Source organism: Actinomycetospora sp. TBRC 11914, from assembly GCF_012933465.1.
Lineage (GTDB): Bacteria > Actinomycetota > Actinomycetes > Mycobacteriales > Pseudonocardiaceae > Actinomycetospora.
The window spans coordinates 92,062-112,256 of the sequence record NZ_JABBND010000018.1; the positions used below are offsets into that span (position 1 = coordinate 92,062).

General features: G+C 73.0%; 16 protein-coding genes. 13 read left to right on the forward strand and 3 right to left on the reverse strand.

From position 1 onward, the window contains the following. Positions 1-29: 29 nt before the first annotated feature. From metH to hisG, 4 genes are all read left to right on the forward strand, one after another. A complete protein-coding gene (metH, locus tag HH311_RS23960) occupies positions 30-3,575 on the forward strand; it encodes a methionine synthase (protein ID WP_169186209.1) in 3,546 nt (1,181 codons plus the stop codon). Beyond that, positions 3,572-4,264: an HAD family phosphatase gene (locus HH311_RS23965; RefSeq protein ID WP_169186210.1), complete on the forward strand. Its 693-nt coding sequence runs from the start codon at positions 3,572-3,574 to the stop codon at positions 4,262-4,264. Before metH ends, HH311_RS23965 begins: the two co-directional genes overlap by 4 nt. Before the next feature lie 122 nt (positions 4,265-4,386). Then, positions 4,387-4,650, forward strand: a complete 264-nt coding sequence (locus HH311_RS23970; protein ID WP_169186211.1) for a phosphoribosyl-ATP diphosphatase — start codon at positions 4,387-4,389, stop codon at positions 4,648-4,650. A gap of 63 nt (positions 4,651-4,713) precedes the next feature. After that, on the forward strand, positions 4,714-5,694 hold the full coding sequence (gene hisG / locus HH311_RS23975; RefSeq protein WP_169186212.1) for an ATP phosphoribosyltransferase: 981 nt from the start codon (positions 4,714-4,716) through the stop codon (positions 5,692-5,694). 9 nt (positions 5,695-5,703) lie between these two features. Here the strand turns inward: hisG and HH311_RS23980 are convergent, their stop codons facing one another. Further along, positions 5,704-6,543, reverse strand: coding sequence for a thioesterase family protein (locus tag HH311_RS23980; protein ID WP_312030364.1), 840 nt, complete (start codon positions 6,541-6,543; stop codon positions 5,704-5,706). Next, positions 6,540-7,457, reverse strand: coding sequence for a PD-(D/E)XK nuclease family protein (locus tag HH311_RS23985; RefSeq protein WP_169186213.1), 918 nt, complete (start codon positions 7,455-7,457; stop codon positions 6,540-6,542). Before HH311_RS23985 ends, HH311_RS23980 begins: the two co-directional genes overlap by 4 nt. Positions 7,458-7,964: 507 nt before the next feature. Here HH311_RS23985 and HH311_RS23990 point away from each other — a divergent pair. The 8 genes from HH311_RS23990 (at position 7,965) to prcA (ending at position 17,002) form a co-directional block, all read left to right on the forward strand. Continuing rightward, positions 7,965-8,768 carry a tRNA (adenine-N1)-methyltransferase gene (locus tag HH311_RS23990; RefSeq protein WP_169186262.1) on the forward strand — a complete coding sequence of 268 codons (804 nt, stop codon included), beginning with the start codon at positions 7,965-7,967 and terminating at the stop codon, positions 8,766-8,768. A gap of 168 nt (positions 8,769-8,936) precedes the next feature. Then, positions 8,937-10,724 carry a proteasome ATPase gene (arc, locus tag HH311_RS23995; RefSeq protein WP_169186263.1) on the forward strand — a complete coding sequence of 596 codons (1,788 nt, stop codon included), beginning with the start codon at positions 8,937-8,939 and terminating at the stop codon, positions 10,722-10,724. A gap of 20 nt (positions 10,725-10,744) precedes the next feature. Beyond that, the gene (locus HH311_RS24000; RefSeq protein ID WP_169186214.1) at positions 10,745-12,055 is read left to right on the forward strand and encodes a triacylglycerol lipase; all 1,311 of its coding nucleotides are present in this window, start codon (positions 10,745-10,747) and stop codon (positions 12,053-12,055) included. Next, positions 12,052-13,344, forward strand: coding sequence for a multidrug effflux MFS transporter (locus HH311_RS24005; protein WP_169186215.1), 1,293 nt, complete (start codon positions 12,052-12,054; stop codon positions 13,342-13,344). The genes HH311_RS24000 and HH311_RS24005 overlap by 4 nt, the downstream gene beginning before the upstream one ends. 10 nt (positions 13,345-13,354) lie before the next feature. Beyond that, the gene (gene dop, locus HH311_RS24010) at positions 13,355-14,872 is read left to right on the forward strand and encodes a depupylase/deamidase Dop (protein WP_169186216.1); all 1,518 of its coding nucleotides are present in this window, start codon (positions 13,355-13,357) and stop codon (positions 14,870-14,872) included. An 88-nt stretch (positions 14,873-14,960) separates the two neighbouring features. Further along, a complete protein-coding gene (locus tag HH311_RS24015) occupies positions 14,961-15,155 on the forward strand; it encodes a ubiquitin-like protein Pup (protein ID WP_169186217.1) in 195 nt (64 codons plus the stop codon). Between the two features lie 142 nt (positions 15,156-15,297). Continuing rightward, positions 15,298-16,146: a proteasome subunit beta gene (gene prcB, locus HH311_RS24020; protein ID WP_169186218.1), complete on the forward strand. Its 849-nt coding sequence runs from the start codon at positions 15,298-15,300 to the stop codon at positions 16,144-16,146. 61 nt (positions 16,147-16,207) lie between these two features. Further along, complete coding sequence (prcA, locus tag HH311_RS24025) at positions 16,208-17,002, forward strand: proteasome subunit alpha (RefSeq protein ID WP_169186219.1); 795 nt, start codon at positions 16,208-16,210, stop codon at positions 17,000-17,002. Positions 17,003-17,109: 107 nt separating this feature from the next. Here prcA and HH311_RS24030 read toward each other — a convergent pair whose 3' ends face one another. Beyond that, positions 17,110-18,720, reverse strand: coding sequence for a bifunctional phosphatase PAP2/diacylglycerol kinase family protein (locus tag HH311_RS24030; protein ID WP_211190720.1), 1,611 nt, complete (start codon positions 18,718-18,720; stop codon positions 17,110-17,112). 101 nt (positions 18,721-18,821) lie between these two features. Between HH311_RS24030 and pafA the strand changes: the two genes are divergently transcribed. Beyond that, positions 18,822-20,180, forward strand: coding sequence for a Pup--protein ligase (gene pafA, locus HH311_RS24035; RefSeq protein WP_169186220.1), 1,359 nt, complete (start codon positions 18,822-18,824; stop codon positions 20,178-20,180). The last annotated feature ends 15 nt before the right edge of the window (positions 20,181-20,195 follow it).

The window sequence follows — 20,195 nt, forward strand, 5'->3', positions numbered from 1 at the left end:
GACCACGCCCGTCACGTTACGATCGTGTGATGGCAACCGAGAGTGAGTCACCGTTCCTGACCGCACTCCACGAGCGTGTCCTCATCGGCGATGGTGCCATGGGCACCGCGCTGCAGGACCAGGACCTCACCCTCGACGACTTCGAGAACCTCGAGGGTTGCAACGAGATCCTGAACGTCTCCCGTCCCGACGCCGTGCTCGCCGTGCACCACGGGCACCTCGACGCCGGCGCGGACGTCATCGAGACGAACACCTTCGGCACCAACTGGCCGAACCTCAACGAGTACGACATCGCGGACCGCATCCGCGAGCTGTCGCTCGAGGGCACCAAGATCGCCCGCCGGGCCGCCGACGAGTACTCCACCCCGGAGCGTCCGCGCTTCGTCTTCGGGTCCAACGGGCCGGGGACGAAGCTGCCGACCCTGGGGCACGCGCCCTACGCGAAGCTGCGCGACGCCTACATCGAGTCCGTGCTCGGGCAGCTCGAGGGCGGCGCCGACGCGATCCTCGTCGAGACGTGCCAGGACCTGCTGCAGTCGAAGGCCGCGATCCTGGGCGCCTACCGCGCCATGGAGCAGTATGGGCGCCGCGTCCCCGTCATCTGCCACGTGACCGTCGAGCTGACCGGCACGATGCTGGTCGGCTCCGAGATCACGGCGGCGCTCACGGCGCTGGAGCCGCTGGGCATCGACGGCATCGGCCTGAACTGCGCGACCGGCCCGGCCGAGATGAGCGAGCACCTGCGCGCCCTCTCCCGCCAGTCGCGCATCCCGGTCACCGTCATGCCCAACGCCGGCCTGCCCGAGCTCGGCCCGAACGGTCCCGAGTACCCGCTGCAGCCCGACGAGCTGGCGGACTACTGCGCCTCGTTCATCACCGACTACGGGCTCCAGCTCGTCGGCGGCTGCTGCGGCACCACGAACGACCACGTGCGCGCGCTCGCCGAGAAGTGCCGCGACCTCACCCCGGCGCAGCGGAACCCGCAGCCGGAGCCGGGCATCTCCTCGATGTACCAGTCGGTGCCGTTCCGCCAGGACGTCGGCCTGCTGATGATCGGCGAGCGCTCGAACGCCAACGGCTCGAAGGCGTTCCGCGAGGCGATGGTCGAGGACGACTACGAGAAGTGCGTCGACATCGCCAAGGCGCAGACCCGCGAGGGCGCGCACTGGATGGACCTGTGCATCGACTACGTCGGGCGTGACGGCACCGCGGACATGGACCGCCTGGCCCACGACGTGTCGACCGCCTCGACGCTGCCCGTGGTGCTCGACTCGACCGAGCCCGAGGTGCTGCAGACCGGCCTCGAGCAGCTCGGCGGGCGCTGCGCGATCAACTCGGTGAACTACGAGGACGGCGACGGGCCGGACTCGCGGTTCCAGAAGATCATGCGGATCGCGAAGGAGCACGGCGCCGCCGTCGTCGGGCTCTGCATCGACGAGGAGGGCCAGGCCCGCACCGCGGAGTGGAAGACCCGGGTGGCCTTCCGCCTCATCGAGGACCTCACCGAGAACTGGGGCATGCGGGTCGAGGACATCATCATCGACTGCCTGACCTTCCCGATCTCCACCGGCCAGGAGGAGGTCCGCAAGGACGGCATCGAGACGATCAACGCGATCAAGCAGCTCAAGGAGCGCTACCCCGAGGTCCAGACCACGCTCGGGCTCTCGAACATCTCGTTCGGCCTCAACCCGGCCGCCCGCCAGGTCCTCAACTCGGTGTTCCTCAACGAGTGCGTCGACGCCGGCCTCGACACCGCGATCCTGAACGCCTCGAAGATCCTGCCGTTCTCGCAGATCGACGAGGAGCAGCGCGAGGCCGCCCTCGACCTGGTCTACGACCGGCGGGAGGAGCACGACCCGCTGCAGCACTTCATGAACCTCTTCGAGGGCGTGTCGGCGCAGTCGTCGAAGGACCAGCGCGCCGAGGAGCTCGCGGCCATGCCGCTGTTCGAGCGCCTCGCGCAGCGCATCGTCGACGGCAACCGCAACGGCCTCGAGGAGGACCTCGACGCGGGCATGCAGGAGAAGGACCCGCTCGAGATCATCAACACCGACCTCCTCGGCGGCATGAAGACCGTCGGTGAGCTCTTCGGCGCCGGCAAGATGCAGCTGCCGTTCGTGCTCGCCTCGGCCGAGGTCATGAAGGCCGCGGTGGCCCACCTCGAGCCGCACATGGAGGCGACCGAGAACTCCGGCAAGGGCAAGATCCTGCTGGCGACGGTCAAGGGCGACGTCCACGACATCGGCAAGAACCTCGTCGACATCATCCTGTCCAACAACGGCTACGACGTGGTCAACATCGGCATCAAGCAGCCGATCAACGCCATCCTCGAGGCGGCCGACGAGAACAAGGTCGACGCGATCGGGATGTCCGGGCTGCTGGTGAAGTCCACCGTGGTCATGAAGGACAACCTGCAGGAGATGAACGACCGCGGCGTCGCCGACAAGTACCCGGTGCTCCTCGGCGGCGCGGCGCTGACCCGCTCCTTCGTCGAGAACGACCTCGGCGAGCTCTACCAGGGCGACGTCCGGTACGCGAAGGACGCGTTCGAGGGGCTGCGGCTCATGGACTCGGTGATGACCGGGGAGGGCCCCTCGGAGGAGGAGAAGGAGAAGGCCGCCGAGCGGAAGGAGCGCCGGGAGCGCTCCGAGCGCATCAAGGCCAAGCGCGAGGCTGAAAGCGAGGCGGCGGGCGACGTTCCGGACCCCGACGCGATCTCCGACGTCGCCCGGCGTATCGAGGTCCCGGCGCCCCCGTTCTGGGGCACCCGCGTGGTGCGCGGCATCCGGCTGGCCGACTTCGCGTCGCTGCTCGACGAGCGCGCGACGTTCTTCGGGCAGTGGGGCCTGCGCGGCTCCAAGGGCGGCGACGGCCCCTCCTACGAGGAGCTCGTCGAGACCGAGGGCCGGCCGCGGCTGCGCTACTGGCTCGACCGGCTGCAGTCCGAGGGCATCCTCGCGCACGCCGCGGTGGTCGCCGGCTACTTCCCGGTGATCTCCGAGGGCCAGGACGTCGTCGTGCTCGACGAGGCCAAGCCGGACGCGAACGAGCTGCACCGCTTCTCGTTCCCGCGCCAGAAGCGCGACCGGCGCCTGTGCCTCGCGGACTTCTTCCGCACCCGCGACGAGGCCCGCGAGCTCGGCGGGGTCGACGTCATGCCGATGAACCTCGTGACGATGGGTCAGCCGATCGCCGACTTCGCCAACACGCTGTTCGCGGACAACGCCTACCGGGACTACCTCGAGGTGCACGGTCTGGGCGTGCAGCTCACCGAGGCGCTGGCCGAGTACTGGCACCGCCGCGTCCGCGAGGAGCTGACGTTCGCGGACGGGTCGTGCATGGCCGACCAGGACCCGGCCGACGTGCACGAGTACTTCAAGCTCGGCTACCGGGGCGCCCGGTACTCGCTGGGCTACGGGGCCTGCCCGAACGTCGAGGACCGCGCGAAGATCGTGGAGCTGCTCGACCCGAGCCGCATCGGCGTCGAGCTCTCCGACGAGGACCAGCTCCACCCGGAGCAGTCCACCGACGCGATGGTCGTGCACCACCCGGAGGCGAAGTACTTCAACGCATGACGTCCTCGGGGCCGGTCGGTCTGTCGGCCGTCCTGTGGGACATGGACGGCACCCTGGTCGACTCGGAGAGCCTCTGGTCGATCTCGATGGCCGAGCTCGCCGCCCACCTGGGCGGCGAGCTCTCGGCCCCGACCCGCGAGGCGCTCACCGGGTCCAGCCTGCGGCGCACCGTCGTGACGGTGCGCCGCGAGGTCGGCTGCGCGGACCCGGAGGACGCCGACGGGGTGGCCCGGGACGGCCGCTGGCTGCTCGACCGCACCTTCACACTGTTCGCGGCCGGGCTCCCGTGGCGTCCCGGCGCCCGGGAGGCCCTCCGGGAGGTCCGCGCGGCCGGGCTGCGCACCGCGCTGGTGACCAGCACGTACCGCGAGCTCACCGAGGTCGCGCTGGACACCATCGGACGGGACTTCTTCGACGTCACCGTCTGCGGCGACGAGGTGGCGGCCACCAAGCCGGACCCGGCGCCCTACCTGCGGGCGGCGGAGCTGCTCGGCGTCGAGCCGTCCCGCTGTGTCGCGGTCGAGGACTCGGCGGCCGGGTCGGCGTCGGCCGCCGCGGCCGGGGCGACGGTGCTCGTGGTGCCGGCGGGCGTCGAGGTCCCGCCGGGGGAGCGGCGCACCTTCCGGGACACGCTCGAGGGGTTGCGGGTCGACGACCTGAGAACGCTCGTCTCCCCGCGCGCGGCTTAGCCCGTTCGGCCCAGCGTTCGGCCGCCGGGCGCGTTGCGCCTACCGACCGCCGCCGACCGCTTGCGGCGCGATGACCCGATCGGCGCGCGCGTCCGACACCCGTGGTGCGACCATCATGTGACGTGAAGACGTTCGACGGGCTCTTCGAGGAGCTCAGCACCAAGGCACGGGAGCGGCCGGCGGGATCGGGCACGGTCGCCGCGCTCGATGCCGGTGTGCACGCGCAGGGCAAGAAGGTGCTCGAGGAGGCTGGTGAAGTGTGGCTGGCCGCCGAGCACGAGACCGACGACAAGCTCGCGGAGGAGATATCCCAGCTCCTCTACCGGCTCCAGGTGATCATGCTCGGCCGCGGGCTCTCGCTCGCGGACGTCTACGAGTACCTCTGACCGTTATCCACCACCCGTGACTGCCGGGCGCGAGCCTGATCGCGTCCACCAGGAGAGAGAGCCATGCTCCGCGTCGCCGTCCCGAACAAGGGATCCCTCGCCGAGGAGGCGTCGCGCATGCTGCGCGACGCCGGCTACCGGCAGCGGTCGGACAACCGCGACCTGTCCCTGACCGACGAGGCCAACGGGGTGCAGTTCTTCTACCTGCGCCCCAAGGACATCGCGACCTACGTCTCCGAGGGCCAGCTGCACCTCGGCATCACCGGTCACGACCTGACCGAGGAGTCCTCGGCCTCGGTGAACGAGGTGCTCCAACTCGGGTTCGGGCAGTCGCAGTTCCGCTACGCCGCGCCGGCGGGCAACGCCTGGACCATCCAGGACCTGGCCGGCAAGCGGATCGCCACGTCGTTCCCGCGGCTGGTGCGGGCGAACCTCGCCCAGCAGCGGATCGCCGCCAAGGACGTGATCCGCCTCGACGGGGCCGTGGAGGTCTCGATCGAGCTGGAGGTGGCCGACGCGATCGCCGACGTCGTGTCCACCGGGCGCACCCTGGCCCAGCACGGTCTGGAGACGATCGGTGACCCGATCCTCGCCTCGCAGGCCGTGGTGGTGGACCGCAACGCGAAGTTCGACCAGCAACCCGACCCGGAGGACATCACCAAGGCCAAGTACCGCTTCGTGGAGCGGCTGCGCGGCGTGGTGTTCGCCCGGCAGTACGTGATGCTCGACTACGACTGCCCGGAGGCCGTCCAGGACGCCGCGGTCGAGGTGACCCCGGGCGTGCAGTCCCCGACCGTGGCGCCGTTGTCCCTCGACGGCTGGGTCGCGGTGCGGTCCATGGTGCGCCGCAGCCGCGTCAACGACGTGATGGACGAGCTCGCCGACCTCGGCTGCACCGGCATCGTCACCTCGTCGCTGCAGTCGTGCCGGGCGGTGCTTCCCGGGCACGGCGGGGTCAGCTCCCTCCCGGGGGCGACGCCGCCGCCCGCGGAGGCGCCGTCGTCCGGCTCGTCGACGGGCCGGCTGGGCGTCGCGGGGCGCTGAGGCCCTGCGTCAGCGGGGGCGCACCGTGAGGGCCTGCGCGGCCCGCCCGACGGGGCCCGCCTCGTCGTGCAGGACCGAGTACGCCGTCCCGGTGCCCTCCGGGCCGATGACGCTGTCGGCGTCGAGTCCCGTCCACTCGCCCCGCGGGGCGCGGTGGAGGTGCAGCGTCAGGTCGGTGTTGACGAACAGCCACTGCCGCAGGTCGAGGCGGGACGCGGCCCCGTTGGTGGAGTCGGCGACCGCGGCCAGCCGCTGGACCGGCGACGGCTCCTCGCCGGCCACGACCTGGGTGAGCACGCGACCCCACGCCCGCCCGGGCCCGAGCTCGTCGAGCCCGCCGTCGACCCAGCGCCAGTCGACCGAGGTCAGGTAGCCGGGCAGCCAGCCCTCCGGGATCGCCCGGGGACGCCCCTCCTCACGGCCGGGGAGGGCCGGCATGGTCGCGCCCGGGACGGTGGCCACGCCGGCGGTGTCGACCACGCCGTGGAACCAGCCCGTCGCCCGGGCCACGGCGCGGGTGGCCCCGGAGGCGGGGTCGGGCGCGGCGAGCTCGGCGGTGACGAGCTCGATGGTGCGGCCCGCGCGGGCGACCCGGGAGCGCAGCTCCAGGGAGCCGACCGGCACCTTGCCGAGCACTTCGACGGTCACCCGGGCGAGCCGGACGTCGTCGCGCCCGGACTCGTTCTCCAGCGCGCGGACCAGGAGCGCGCTCGGCGGGCCCATGTGCTGGGCGTCGGGGAACCACGGGCCCGCGGTGGACCCGGAGGCCTCGACGCGGGTGACGGACCCGTCCTGGTCCTTGTCCTCCTCGACGACGCGGAAGTACGGCTCGGGTGCGGGGGAGCTCACGGGTCCGCAGTCTCCCCCGGCGCGGGCGCCGGATCACCGTGACGCTCGTCGGGCCAGCCGGGGTAGGCCGGCGGGGTGCCGCCGAAGGCCGGGCAGGCCGCCTGGTGGGAGCACCAGGCGCACATCCGGCCGGGGCTCGGGCGGAAGTCGCCGGTCGGCGCCGCGCGCAGCACCGCCTGCCACAGCGCCACGAGGGTGCGCTCGAACCGCTCCAGCTCCTCCCGCCCGGGGCGCAGGCTCAGGCTCTCGCCGTCGCCGAGGTACATCAGCCGCAGCTGGTCGGGCAGGACGCCGCGGCTGCGCAGCAGGACGAGCGCGTAGAACTTCAGCTGGAAGAGCGCCCGGGCCTCGAACACGGCGCGGGGCGCGGCCCCGGTCTTGTAGTCCACGATCCGCACCTCGCCGCCGGCCCCGACGTCGAGCCGGTCGACGTAGCCGCGCAGCCCGACCCCGGACTCCAGCTCGGCCTCCAGGAACACCTCGCAGGCCTCGGGGGACAGCCGCGTCGGGTCCTCCATCGCGAAGTAGGCATCGACGAGCCGCGCTGCGTCGGCCGTGTCGAGCAGCGCGCGGTCCTCCGCCGTGAGCTCGGCGGCGACCTCGGCGAGCAGCGCGTGGGCACGGGCCGGGACCCGGTCCGTGGCGGGGAGCCCGAAGAGCCGCTCGAGCACCGCGTGCACGACGATGCCGCGGACCTGGGCGGGCGAGCGCTGCTCGGGCAGCCGGTCGACCACGCGGAACCGGTAGAGCAGCGGGCACTGCTTGAAGTCGGCCGCGCGGGACGGCGAGAGGGCCGGCCGGCGGCGTGGGCGCTCCTCGTCGAGCCGGCGCGGGGTGACCGGCCGCGACCCGTCCGGGGCCGGCCGGGGGAGGGGCACCGCGAGCTGCCCGGCGCCGTGCTCGGTCTCGATCATGTCCGGGACGCTACGACGACCCCCCGACAGCCACGGCCCGGTTCGCGCCGGCCGGCGTCGAGGGGTACGTGGGGCAGGGGAACGCGCCCGTGGGGCTGCCTGGTGTGCCTTTCGTGATCCGGTGGGACGGTCGGCCGGCGTCGAGGGGTACGTGGGGCAGGGAAACGCGCCCGTGGGGCTGCCTGGTGTGCCTCTCGTGATCCGGTGGGACGGTCGGCCGGCGTCGAGGGGTACGTGGGGCAGGAGAACCCGCCCGCGGGGCTGCCTGGTGTGCCCTTCGTGATCCCGCCGGACGGCGGGGGACCGGGCGCGCGGCGACCACGGGTGTCCCGCCTAGGCTAGCCCGCCGTGCAGGACGAGGTGACCGGCCCCCAGGACGCGGCCGACGCGACCGACGCGGACGCGACCGAGCTGCCGGCCGACGCCCCGTCGCCAGTCGTACCCCACGGCCCGACCCCCGACGACCACGACGACGTCCCCCGCGGCCCCGCCCGCAGCGGGCCGTTCCTGCCGGGCGACCGGGTGCAGCTCACCGACCCGAAGGGCCGCCACTTCAGCCTCGTCCTCGAGCCCGGGCAGACCTACCACACCCACCGCGGCGCGATCGCCCACGACAAGCTCATCGGCGCCCCCGAGGGGTCCGTCGTCCACTCCGCCGCCAACACCCCGTACCTGGCGCTGCGCCCGCTCCTGCCCGACTACGTGCTCGCCATGCCCCGCGGCGCGCAGGTGATCTACCCGAAGGACGCCGCCCAGATCGTGACCTGGGGCGACGTCTTCCCCGGCGCGCGGGTGCTCGAGGCGGGCGCCGGGTCCGGCGCGCTCACCCTGAGCCTGCTGCGGGCGGTCGGGCCGGAGGGCACGGTCACGTCGTACGAGATCCGCGACGACCACCTCGACCACGCCGAGCGCAACGTGGAGCGCTTCCTCGGCGAGCACCCCCCGAACTGGACGCTGCACCTCGGGGACGTCCAGGCCGCCGAGGGCACCTACGACCGCGTCGTGCTCGACATGCTCTCCCCGTGGGAGGTGCTCGGGACGGTGCGCCGGGTGCTCGTGCCCGGCGGGGTCCTCGTCGGCTACGTCGCCACCACCACCCAGCTCTCGACCCTCACCGAGGCGCTGCGCGAGCAGGCCTGCTGGACCGAGCCGCAGGCGTGGGAGTCGCTGGTGCGGCCGTGGCACAGCGTGGGCCTCGCGGTGCGCCCGGAGCACCGGATGATCGCCCACACCGCGTTCCTGGTGACCGCTCGGCGCTTGGCCGACGGCGTCGTCCCACCCCGGGTGCAGCGCCGGCCCAGCCGCGGATAGCGACTGGTCAGACACCCTGAGTGATCATCTTGACAGGTAAGAACCACCGCCGGTGACCTGGCGCAAGTACGCGTCGCGAGAAGTCCGTCACCGGCTCGCTACTCCACGGACACCCGGATCGCCGGGTACGGTTGCGCCACGGAGTAGCGGGAGGAGGGCGCCGTGAGCATGAACGACGACCCCAGGGGCCGATCCGACCAGGGCCGCGACCGAGGCGCGGCGGACACGGCGGCACAGGTGCGGTTCCTCGAAGAAGAGGTCGCCCTGCTGCGTCGCAAGCTGACCGAGTCACCGCGCCACACCAGGATCCTCGAGCAGCGGCTCGCGGACTCCGCGGCGCGGGTGTCCCAACTGACCGAGCGCAACGACAAGCTCACCGAGACCCTCAAGGAGGCGCGGGCGCAGCTCGTGTCGCTCCGCGAGGAGGTGGACCGTCTCGCGCAGCCGCCGTCGAGCTACGGCGTCTTCCTGACCGTGCACGAGGACCAGACCGTCGACGTCTTCACGTCGGGCCGCCGCATGCGGGTCGCCGTGTCGCCGGCGGTCGAGGCCGCTGACCTCACCCGTGGCCAGTCGGTGCGTCTCAACGAGGCCCTGACCGTCGTCGAGGCCGGCGAGTACGAGCGCATCGGCGAGGTCTGCTCGCTGCGGGAGGTGCTCGTCGACGAGGACGGGACCCGCAACCGGGCCCTGATCATCGGGCACGCCGACGAGGAACGGGTCATCCACCTGGCCGACTCGCTGCTCGACGAGAACGCCCCGGAGCTCAAGCCGGGCGACTCGCTGATGGTCGACACCAAGGTGGGCTACGCCTACGAGAAGGTGCCGAAGGCCGAGGTCGAGGAGCTCGTCCTCGAGGAGGTCCCCGACGTCGCCTACACCGACATCGGCGGCCTCTCGCGGCAGATCGACTCCATCCGCGACGCGGTGGAGCTGCCGTTCCTGCACGCGGACCTGTTCCGCACCTACCAGCTGCGCCCGCCGAAGGGCGTCCTGCTCTACGGCCCGCCCGGCTGCGGCAAGACGCTCATCGCCAAGGCGGTCGCGAACTCGCTGGCGAAGAAGGTCGCGGAGACCCGCGGCGAGGACAGCCGCGACGTCAAGGCGCACTTCCTCAACATCAAGGGCCCGGAGCTGCTCAACAAGTTCGTCGGCGAGACCGAGCGGCACATCCGGATGATCTTCCAGCGGGCGCGCGAGAAGGCGTCCGAGGGCACCCCGGTGATCGTGTTCTTCGACGAGATGGACTCGATCTTCCGCACCCGCGGGTCCGGCGTGTCCAGCGACGTCGAGACGACGATCGTGCCCCAGCTGCTCAGCGAGATCGACGGCGTCGAGGGGCTCGAGAACGTCATCGTCATCGGCGCGTCGAACCGCGAGGACATGATCGACCCGGCGATCCTGCGCCCGGGCCGCCTCGACGTGAAGATCAAGATCGAGCGCCCCGACGCCGAGGCCGCGATCGACATCTTCGGCAAGTACCTCATCGACGGGCTGCCCGTGAACGAGGAGGACGTCGAGGAGTTCGGCGGCAACCGCCAGGCGTGCCTGGACGGCATGATCGAGCGGGTCGTCGAGCGGATGTACGCCGAGACCGACGAGAACCGCTTCCTCGAGGTCACCTACGCCAACGGGGACAAGGAGGTCCTGTACTTCAAGGACTTCAACTCCGGCGCGGTGATTGAGAACATCGTGGGCCGGGCCAAGAAGGCGGCGATCAAGTCCCACCTGGAGACCAAGCAGTCCGGTCTCCGCGTCCAGCACCTGCTCGACGCCGTGGTGGACGAGTTCGCCGAGTCCGAGGACCTGCCGAACACGACCAACCCCGACGACTGGGCCCGCATCTCGGGCAAGAAGGGCGAGCGGATCGTCTACATCCGCACGCTCGTCACCGGCAAGGGGTCGACCCAGGGCAAGGAGATCGACACCGCGTCCAACACGGGTCAGTACCTGTAGTACCGGGTACCGTCGGCGGCATGACCGCCGACGAGGCCCCCGACGACCACCGGCCGTCCCCCGCTCCTCGCAACGAGGTCCGGGGGGCGGCCGGTGTCGCGTCCGAGGCCGTCGACATCGTGTCGCGCCCCGTCGAGGGCACCCACCGCGCGATCTCCGACGCGGTCTTCGCCGCGCTGCGCAAGGTGGGCCTGGGCCCGGCGTCGAGACCCGTGCAGGTGGTCCACGACGGCATCGCCGGCGGGGTCTACACCGCGGTGCGCGGGATCGGGCACGCCGCGGGCACCGGGGCGGGCCTGGCCGCCGAGCTGTACCGCACCGCGTCCGGGCGCGCCGACTGGACGCCCATCACGTCGCGTCCCGCCGGAGCGGTGCTCACGGGGGCGGTGAACGGCCTGGTCGGCGACCACATGGTCGCGCTGCACAACGACCTCGCCGTCCCGATGGCGCTCTACACCTCGACGACCGACGCCGAGGGCGAGGCCCGCCACGCCGAGCTCCCGATCGCGTCGACGGCGGCCATCCGCGCGCTCGTCGCCGACCACCCCGAGCGCGACCTGGGCCACGTCGTGCTCTTCGTCCACGGCCTCGGCGAGACCGAGCACGCGTGGCGGCTGGCCGACTCCGACAGCGCGGGGGAGGGCTACGCCGAGCGCATCGCCTCGAGCGTCGGCGCCGTGCCCCTGCTGCTGCGCTACAACACCGGCATGCGGATCGCCCACAACGGCGCCGCGCTGTCGGTCCTGCTGGCCGAGCTCGCCGAGCGCTGGCCGGTGCCGATCCGGCGGCTCGACCTCGTCGGGCACTCCATGGGCGGGCTGGTGCTCCGCCACGCCTGCCACGCCGCGGTGGTGGCCGGCGAGCCGTGGGTGCACACGGTCCGCCGCATGGTCTACCTCGGCTCGCCCCACCGCGGCGCGCCGCTGGCCCACCGGGTCGACCAGCTGGCGACCCGGCTCGCGAAGTACGCGCAGTCGCGCACGTGGGGCGAGTTCCTCGACCGCCGCTCGGCCGGCATCCGCGACCTCGTCGCCGGCGTCGCCGACACCGACGTGCCGCTGCTCGCGCACTCCACCCACCACGGCGTCGCCGCCTCGGTGACCGCCAGCGAGCACCACCCGCTGGCGAACATCCTCGGCGACCTGCTGGTGCCGGTGGACTCGGCGCGGGGTGCGGTCACCGACGTCGAGACGCTCCCCTCGTCGCACCACTTCCACCTGCTCAACGACCCCCGCATCCACGCCCACCTGCTGCGGTGGCTGGCCCCCGACGAGCCCGGCGACGAGCACGACGAGAAGCCCCTCGACGACGCGCACGACGGCGAGGGGTGAGCGGCCCGCCCGGACGCCTGCGGCGGGTCGCCCGCACGGCGGTGCTGGGCGGCCTGACCGGCGTCGCCCCGCTCTCGATCGACACCTACCTGCCCGCGCTGCCGGGCGTCACCCGTGACCTGCGCGCCTCCGCGCCGCTGGTCGCGCTCACCCTGACCGCGGTCGTCGTCGGGCTCGCCGTCGGCCAGCTCGTCGCGGGGCCGCTCTCGGACGTCCTCGGGCGCCGCGGCCCGCTGCTGGCCGGCGCGGTCGGGTTCGCCGTCCTGTCGGGAGCGTGTGCCCTGGCGCCCGACGTCGGGACCCTGGTCGTGCTGCGGCTCGGCCAGGGACTGCTCGGGGCGGTCGGGATCGTGCTGGCCCGGGCCGTCGTCCGGGACCTCTACGACGGCCCGGCGGCCGCGCGGGGGTTCGCGGCGCTGATGCTCGTCTCCGGGGTCGCGCCGATCGTCGCGCCGGTGGTCGGCGGCCAGCTGCTGCGCGTCACGTCCTGGCGCGGGGTCTTCGTCGTGCTCGCCGTGCTCGGCGCGGTGCTCGCCGTCGGGGTGCTCGCCGCGGTGCCCGAGACGCTGCCGCGCGCGGCGCGGGCGCGCGGGGACGGGGCCGGGGGAGCGGCGGCGGGGCTGCGGACCACGGCGACGGCGTTCCGGATCCTGCTCGCCGACCGGCGCGTCCTGGCGTGCGTGTCCGCCGCCGGGCTCGGCTTCGCCGCCATGTTCGCCTACATCTCGGGCTCCACCTTCGTCCTGCAGGGCCTCTACGGGCTGAGCCCGCAGGCGTTCAGCGGGGTGTTCGCGGTGAACTCGGTGGGGATCGTCGCGGCCACCCAGGTCGCGGGGCGCCTCGTCGCCGCCGGGCGGCTCGCCCCGGCGCGGGCGGTCGCGATCGGCCTGGTCACGGCGTGTACCGGCTCGACCGCCGTCCTCGTCGGCGCGCTGACCCCCGCCGGGCCGTGGGCGCTGGTCCCGGGCCTGTTCGTCACCGTGTGCGGGGTCGGGTTCGTGCTGCCCTCCGCGACGACCCTCGCGCTCGCCGGGCACCCGTCGCGCGCCGGGAGCGCGTCGGCGCTGCTCGGGACCTCGCAGTTCCTGGTGGGCGGGTTCACCTCGCCGCTGGTCGGCATCGGCGGCGGGCGCAGCGCGGTCCCGATGGGCACGACGATGGTCGTGGCCGCCGTGCTCGGGCTCGTGGTGTTCGCGCTGGTGTGGCGGCGGGCACCGTCCGTCGATCCCGACGCACCCGATCCCGCCGGGTCCGCCCGGGCCACGGCGGTGCAACCCTCCGACAACTAGGGTCGAGGGCATGACTGCGCGCCGCATCATGGGCACCGAGATCGAGTACGGGATCTCCGTCCCGGGTGACCCGACGGCGAACCCCGTCATCACCTCCACGCAGGTCGTCCTGGCCTACGCCGCGGCGGCCGAGGTCCCGCGCGCCCGGCGGGCCCGCTGGGACTACGAGGTGGAGTCGCCGCTGCGAGACGCGCGGGGCTTCGACCTGGGCCCCAGCGCCGGCCCGCCGCCGGACACCGGGGACCTCGACGACCTCGGGGCCGCCAACGTCATCCTCACCAACGGGGCCCGGCTCTACGTCGACCACGCGCACCCGGAGTTCTCCGCGCCCGAGGTCACCACCCCGCGCGGCGCCGTCATCTGGGACAAGGCCGGCGAGCGGGTGATGGAGGACGCCGCCGAGCGCGCGGCCACCGTCCCGGGCACCGGCCGCATCCAGCTCTACAAGAACAACATCGACGGCAAGGGCGCCTCGTACGGCTCCCACGAGAACTACCTGTGCGCCCGCCAGACGCCGTTCCCGGCGATCATCACGGGGCTCACGCCGTTCTTCGTCTCGCGCCAGGTCGTGACGGGCGCCGGCCGCGTCGGCCTGGGCGCCTCCGGCGACGAGCCCGGCTACCAGCTCTCGCAGCGCGCGGACTACATCGAGGTCGAGGTCGGCCTGGAGACCACGCTCAAGCGCGGCATCATCAACACCCGCGACGAGCCGCACGCCGACGCCGACAAGTACCGGCGCCTGCACGTCATCATCGGCGACGCCAACCTCTCCGAGTACTCGACGTTCCTCAAGGTGGGGACGACGGCGCTGGTGCTCTCGATGATCGAGGACGGCATCCGCTTCGACGACCTGCGCCTGCTCGAGCCGGTGCGCTCGGTGCACCGCATCAGCCACGACCCGACCCTGCAGACCACGGTCGAGCTGGCGAACGGCAGCACGATGACCGCCCTGGAGCTCCAGCGGCAGTACTTCGAGCGCGCCTGGAAGCACGAGGAGGAGACCCAGGGCGGCGAGGTCGACGAGATGACCCGGGAGGTCCTCGACGTCTGGGGCCAGGCCCTCGACGACCTCGAGCAGGACCCGATGCGCTGCGCCGACCGGCTGGACTGGGTGGCCAAGCTCAAGCTCCTGCAGAGCTACCGCGACCGCGACAACCTGCCCTGGGACTCGCCGAAGCTCTCGCTGATCGACCTGCAGTACTCCGACGTGCGGCAGGCCAAGGGGCTCTACAACCGGCTGGTCACCCGCGGGTCGATCAAGCGGCTGGTCAGCGAGGACGACGTCCGCGCGGCGGTCACGGAGCCGCCGGAGGACACCCGGGCCTACTTCCGCGGCCGCTGCCTGGAGCGCTACCCGACCGAGGTCGCGGCCGCGTCGTGGGACTCGGTCATCTTCGACCTCGGGCGGGAGTCGCTGGTGCGGATCCCCACCCTGGAGCCGTTGCGCGGCACCCGGCGCCACGTCGGGGAGCTCATCGACAACTCCTCGAACGCGACCGCCCTCGTCGAGGCCCTCACCCGGGGCTGACGCGGACCCGGTGATGTTCGTCCCGCGACGCGGGCCCACGGCCGGGTAGGGTTCTACACGGCAACACCTTGCACACCGGGAGGCAGCCATGGCGCAGGAACAGACCCAGCGGCAGGGCGGTGGCGACGACGGCGACGGCGGCGAGGACACCACCGCCGCCGGCCAGGAGCGCCGGGAGAAGCTCGGCGAGGACACCGACACGATCCTCGACGAGATCGACGACGTGCTCGAGGAGAACGCCGAGGACTTCGTGCGTGCCTACGTGCAGAAGGGTGGGCAGTGACCCCACTCCCCGCGCCCTGACGGCGCGGTGAGTCGGCAGTGCGGGCGCGGCGGGCCGGGACTAGGGTTCCGGCCCGCCGTGTCTCGTCGGGGCACGTCCACCGCAGGACTGGTCTTCACGAGAAGAGGAGCGACGACCGCCGATGGAGCACTCGACGTCCCGGCTCAGCCCGGGGCTCCCCGCCGCGTACTTCGACGCCGGCACGTCGTCGTTCGTCGACTTCCTCTCGTCGGTCCGGCCCGACCTGCTGCCCTCCTCGGACGGGCGCGGGCTGACCCCGGAGGGCGTCGCCACGGTGCCCCACGGCACCACGATCGTCGCGGCCGTCTACTCCGGCGGCGTCGTCATCGCCGGTGACCGGCGCGCCACCATGGGCAACCTGATTTCCCAGCGCGACATGGAGAAGGTCTACGTCACCGACGACTGGTCCGCGGCCGGGATCGCCGGCACCGCGGGCCTGGCCGTCGACGCGATCCGGCTCTTCACCGTCGAGCTGCAGCACTACGAGAAGCTCGAGGGCGTCCCGCTCACCTTCGACGGCAAGTCGAACAAGCTGGCCTCGATGATCCGCGGCAACCTCGGCGCCGCGATGCAGGGTCTGTCGTTCGTGCCGCTGTTCGCGGGCTACGACCCCGACGCGACCGACCCGGCGCGGGCCGGCCGGATCGTGTCGTTCGACGTGGTCGGCGGGCGGTACGAGGAGCACGACGGGTACGCCTCGGTCGGCTCCGGGTCGCTGTTCGCGCGGTCGTCGCTGAAGAAGGTGCACGACCCGGACGGCGACCGCGACGCGTGCGTGCGCGCCGTCGTCGAGTCGCTCTACGACGCCGCCGACGACGACTCCGCGACGGGCGGGCCGGACTCGGTGCGCCACATCTACCCCATCGTCGTCGCCATCGACGCCGAGGGCGCCGTGCGGCTGCCGCACGAGGAGGTCCAGACGGTCGCCGAGGCCGTCATCGCCGGCCGTCGTGAGCGCCGCGGCGGCTGACGCCCGACGCACCGCACCCCACCCGACACCCGCACCACCTCGGCAGAGGAGCCCGCCCGCCATGACGATGCCGTTCTACGCGTCGGTCGACCAGCTGATGCGCGACCGCTCGGAGCTCGCCCGCAAGGGCATCTCCCGCGGGCGCAGCGTGGTGGTGCTGACGTGCGCCGACGGCGTGCTGTTCGTCGCGGAGAACCGCTCGAAGTCGCTGCGCAAGGTCTCCGAGATCTACGACCAGCTCGGGTTCGCCGCGGTCGGGCGCTACAACGAGTTCGAGAACCTCCGCCGCGCCGGCATCCGCTACGCCGACGTGCAGGGCTACTCCTACGACCGGCGCGACGTCTCCGGCCGCGCCCTGGCCAACGCCTACGCCCAGATCCTCGGCGCGAGCTTCATCGAGCAGCAGAAGCCCTTCGAGGTGGAGCTGTGCGTCGCGGCGGTCGGGGAGACCCCGGACCGCGACCAGCTCTTCCGCATCACCTACGACGGCTCGATCTCCGACGAGCCGCAGTTCGTGGTAATGGGCGGGACCACCGAGCCGGTCTCGGCCGCGCTGCGCTCGTCCTACGAGGACGGGCTGGACACCCGCGCCGCCCTGCGGATCGCCCTCGACGCCCTGCAGGCCCAGAACGGCTCGTCCTCGTCGTCCGAGGAGCGCAACCTCGGCGTCGACGCCCTCGAGGTCGCGCTGCTCGACCGGACCCGGCGCCCGCGGCGGGCCTTCCGCCGGCTCTCCGGGACCGCGCTCGCCGACCTGCTGCCCGACGGTGCCGCCGCGGCGGACGCGTCGGAGGCCCCGGCCGAGGACACCGGCGCGGGCGACGAGGTGTCGGGCGCCGGCGGCGCGGACGCCTGACGCCCGGGGGCGTTCCCGGCCCCGCGCGGGAGCAATGGCGCATTCCTGCCGTCGAGCGCGAGGACGGCGCCGTTCGCCCACCGAGCGGGCCGGCCCCCGCCCCGCGGTCACCAGGCGGCGGTGCGGTCCGGCCAGCGGGTCTCGTCGCGCCGGTAGACCGGCACCGGGTGCTGGGCCACCGAGAAGCACAGTCGCTCGCCGGAGACCATCACCTCGCCGTCGGTCGCGACCTCGACCGGGCCCTCGAGCAGCTCGACGTCGAGCGTGGTCGCGGTGTGCTCGACGTAGGTCCGGATGTGGCCGAGGGTGCCCAGCAGCAGCCCGACGATCGCCCGGGCCCGCGAGAAGCGGCGGTCGGCGCGCAGGTAGCGGACCTCGAGCAGCCCGGTGTCCAGGCGCGGCCGGTAGGACGGCGTCATGCCCGACGGGGCGTAGGGCCCGTTGCCGACGAAGAGCATCCACACCGGGGTCTCGACGCCGTCGATGCGGCACCGGATCGGCCGGGCGCGCCACAGCGTGAGGATCAGCGCGGCCGACGCGGCGGGCCACTTGCCCCAGCGGTCCTGCCACTGCTCGCGCAGCCGGACCATCTCGGGGTAGCCGCCGAAGGACGCCGTGTTGACGAACACGGTGCGCTCGCCGCCGTCGGGGCCGGTGGACGCCGAGTAGGCGTGCAGCTCGGCGATGTCGACCGCGACCGCCTCCCCGGCGCCGGTGGCGTCGACGACCTCCTGCAGGTCGTACACCCCGACGTCCCGGCCGAAGTGATTGAGCGTCCCGGCCGGCATGACGGCCAGCGGGAGGTCGAGGTCCTCGGCGATCCGGGCCGCGGCGGCCACCGACCCGTCGCCCCCGGCGATGCCGAGCGCCCGGGTGTCGGGGTGGCCGGCCGCCTCCTTGAGCAGGGCGATGAGGTCGTCGCCCGGGTCGAGGCGGACCAGGTGGGCCTTCGGGAGCCGGTCGGCGATCTCCTCGACCGGGTCGGTGCCCGGGCGCCCGGACCCGGAGTTGACGACCATCGAGAGCCCCTCGCCGTCGACCAGCTCCGGGGCGTCGGCCCACGGCCGGGCGACCGCCTCGTCGATCGGGCGCCGGGGCAGCCAGCGCTGGGTGACCAGGGCGACGCCGGCACCGAGCGCCGAGCCCACCGCGACGTCGCTGGTCCAGTGCACCCCGACGTGGATCCGGGAGTACGCGACGGTGGCCGCGAGAGGCGCGAGCACGGCTCCGGTCTTCGGGCTCTCCAGCGCCACCCCGACGGCGAAGGCCATCGCCGAGGCCGAGTGCCCGGAGGGGAACGACGACGAGGTGGGCCGGTCCGGGAGGGCGCGCACCGAGGGCAGCAGGTCCGCGGCCGGGCGGCGGCGGGGCACCAGCGGCTTGAGGACGACGTTCGCGGCCAGGCTCGCCAGGCCGATCCCCATCACCCCGCGGGTGGCCCCGCGACGGGTGCGGCGGGTGCCGGCGGCGAGCACACAGGCCGTCGCGAACCACAGCCAGCTGTGGTTGGCCGAGCGGGTGAGGGCGAGCAGCGCGTCGTCGGCGGCGGTGGGGGGCAGGCGGCCGATCGCGGTGGTGATGCGGCGGTCGAGCCGGCCGACCGGGCGCAGCGTCCGGCGGCTGCGTCGCAGTCCGGCGCGCGCCCCGGCCGTGATGGTCTGGGGGAGGACCGCCTCGGCGGCCCCCCGCGCGCGGCGCACGCGCCGCCCTCGAAGCATGTGACGGCACCCTAGACCCCGGTGTCCGGTTCACCGACGCACCGTCGTCGAGGCTGCGCGAAGGGGCTCACGAACGCCGTCGGTCGCTTAGGCTGGAGGGCATGCAGCGGCGGATCTACGGGGTCGAGACCGAGTTCGGGGTGACCTGCACCTTCCACGGTCAGCGTCGCCTCTCGCCGGACGAGGTGGCCCGCTACCTGTTCCGGCGGGTGGTCTCCTGGGGTCGTTCGTCCAACGTGTTCCTGCGCAACGGCTCGCGGCTCTACCTCGACGTGGGCTCGCACCCGGAGTACGCCACCGCGGAGTGCGACTCGCTCGAGCAGCTCGTGGCGCACGACAAGGCGGGGGAGCGGATCCTCGAGGACCTGCTCCTCGACGCCGAGCGGCGCCTGGCCGACGAGGGCATCGGCGGCGACATCTTCCTGTTCAAGAACAACACCGACTCGGCGGGCAACTCCTACGGCTGCCACGAGAACTACCTCGTCGGGCGCTCCGGCGAGTTCTCCCGCATCGCGGACGTGCTGCTGCCGTTCCTGGTCACCCGCCAGCTCATCGCCGGCGCCGGGAAGGTGCTCCAGACCCCGCGCGGCGCGGTCTACTGCCTGTCCCAGCGCGCCGAGCACATCTGGGAGGGCGTCTCCTCCGCGACCACCCGCAGCCGCCCGATCATCAACACCCGCGACGAGCCGCACGCCGACGCCGAGCGCTACCGCCGCCTGCACGTCATCGTCGGCGACTCGAACATGTCCGAGGTGACGACGCTGCTCAAGGTCGGCACCACGCACCTCGTGCTCGAGATGATCGAGCAGGGCATCCAGTTCCGGGACTTCACCCTGGACAACCCGATCCGCGCGATCCGCGAGATCAGCCACGACCTCACCGGCCGCCGCCCGGTGCGCCTCGCGGGCGGCCGCGAGGCCGGGGCGCTCGACATCCAGCGCGAGTACCACGCGCGGGCCGTCGAGCACGTCGCCCGGCGGGGGAGCGACCCGGTGACCGACCGGGTGCTCGAGCTGTGGGGCCGCACGCTCGACGCCGTCGAGCGCCAGGACCTCTCGCTCATCGACCGCGAGATCGACTGGGCGATCAAGCACAAGCTCGTCGAGCGCTACCGATCCCGCAGCGACCTCGGCCTCTCCAGCCCCCGCATCGCCCAGCTCGACCTCGCCTACCACGACATCCGCCGCGGCCGGGGCGTGTTCGACCTGCTGCAGCGCAAGGACCTGGTGGACCGGGTGACCGACGACGGCGAGATCGAGGCGGCCAAGGACACCCCGCCGCAGACCACCCGCGCGAAGCTGCGGGGCGACTTCATCGCCGCGGCCCAGAACGCCGGTCGCGATTTCACCGTGGATTGGGTCCACCTCAAACTGAACGACCAGGCCCAGCGAACCGTCCTGTGCAAGGACCCCTTCCGTGCGGTGGACGAACGGGTGGACCGGCTGATCGCGACGCTGTAGCGATCGTCACGCCGT